General features: G+C 47.0%; 2 protein-coding genes. Both read left to right on the top strand.

The features are described from left to right. Positions 1-85: 85 nt before the first annotated feature. The gene (locus tag PCH02S_RS35460; protein WP_127458799.1) at positions 86-1,123 is read left to right on the top strand and encodes a transposase; all 1,038 of its coding nucleotides are present in this window, start codon (positions 86-88) and stop codon (positions 1,121-1,123) included. A gap of 64 nt (positions 1,124-1,187) precedes the next feature. Next, a complete protein-coding gene (locus tag PCH02S_RS35455; RefSeq protein WP_127458798.1) occupies positions 1,188-1,679 on the top strand; it encodes an IS66 family transposase in 492 nt (163 codons plus the stop codon).

The following is a 1,679-nucleotide window of genomic DNA, read 5'->3' as shown; positions in this document are numbered from 1 at the left end:
CTACGACTGACCAATCAACTAACAAGGATTTCCATTAACCTCTGTCGAAGTAGTAACTACCCACTTTGATGGAGGTTTCTTGTTTATGCCACTACCGAAAAATCGAATTGTTCCAAAAGATAAAATGTACTTCAGACCAGAGTTTGAACATTGCCTGCATTGCGGTGCAAAGCTAAAAAGAAGCCATACTGCTTGGAAAAAGAACATTTCCACTCTCCACGGTGTTATCCAGGTTTGGAGCATGGCTTATGCTTGTTCCAATGTGAGCTGCGAATTTCCCAATACCTTTTACAAATCCGCAGAAGCGGATTTGCTCGCAATGAAACATACATCCTACGGTTTCGACGTGCTCGCCCTTGTTGGCCAACTCCGGTTCAAGCAGCATATGACCATTGCCGAAATAACCGAGGAGCTTTCAGACCGCGGTGTCGCCACATCCGAACGTAATTCCCAACGCCTGTACGAGCGGTATTTAACACTGCTGCGCTCTAGCGTAACGGATCATGTGAAAGAAGAACTCAAGCAAGTGGTAAACTCGCACGGTGGAATTATGATCTCCATGGACGGCGTTCAACCCGAGAAAGGAAATGAGACGCTTTATGTTGTCCGAGAGGTGTTTAGTGGCACGATATTGGTTGCTAAAAGCGTAAAGAGCAGCGGGGCAGAAGAACTTAAAGAGCTGATCCAACCCGTTATCGATCTCGGTTTCCCCGTCATCGGTATTGTTACGGATGGTCAACAATCCATCCGCATGGCCATGGAGTCGTTGCTTCCCGATGTCCCGTATCAGTACTGCCAATATCACTACTTGAAAGACATTGCTAAGCCCATCGTCGATCTGGATCGTAAACTCAAAACCGGCATAAAGAAGAGTCTGCGCGGCATTCGAGAGATCGAAAGGAAACTCGACAAGAGTACTTCCGAAGAATCTGAAGTCGTGAAGGATTACTTGGCAGCCGTCCGTTCTGTGCTTCTCGAGGATGGAAACCCGCCATTGGACTTGCCCGGCATTCGGATCTACGAAACTGCCGAAGTCATTCAAGCATCTCTACAAACATGCTTGGATAAAAAAGGGGCCCTCGCTACTCCAGAACGTTTTCAGAATATTCAACAAACTGAATGAGTTTCGCGGGCTCTACGAAGAAGTAAAGCGCTGGTCACATCCCTTACACCACGTAGCTAACATCTTGAATCCAGCACTCGACCAATCCAGCGAGTCTGTACAGCTACAGATGAATTACCTTATGAAATGGCTAGAGCACACGTACAAGGAAGAGGCCGACCAGCCCATGGTTAAAAACTTCATTAGCTATACAAAAGGCTTTTGGAAAGGGCTTTTCACTTGCTACGATCACCCGCACGTTCCTCGTACCAACAACGATCACGAGCGATTTTTCCGGAAAACCAAAACTCGTCATCGACGAATGACAGGACTGAGAAGCTGGAACGAATACATCATTCGGTCTGGGGAGTTTGTCGTGTTCGTCGATGATGCTCTTCGCCAAAATGATCTCCTCAGACGACTCCAGAATGTTAGTTACGAAGCGTTTCGAGAAGAACGTTCCAGATGGTCTAACCGTTTGGAAGAAACAACAAAACGTCGTCGATTCCGCCGCGACCCGCAAAAGTACCTTCAAGAGGCCGAATCTAAGTATTGTACGTTAATTGGTCAGTCGTAG

The sequence above is a fragment of the Paenibacillus chondroitinus NBRC 15376 genome, assembly GCF_004000765.1.
GTDB classification, from domain to species: Bacteria; Bacillota; Bacilli; order Paenibacillales; family NBRC-103111; genus Paenibacillus_E; species Paenibacillus_E chondroitinus.
This window is presented reverse-complemented; position numbering and strand designations above follow the sequence as displayed.

What these genes read in the sequence shown, in the direction of transcription:
- PCH02S_RS35460 (WP_127458799.1), top strand. Translation starts at nt 86, where the DNA reads ATGCCACTACCGAAAAATCGAATTGTTCCAAAAGATAAAATGTACTTC.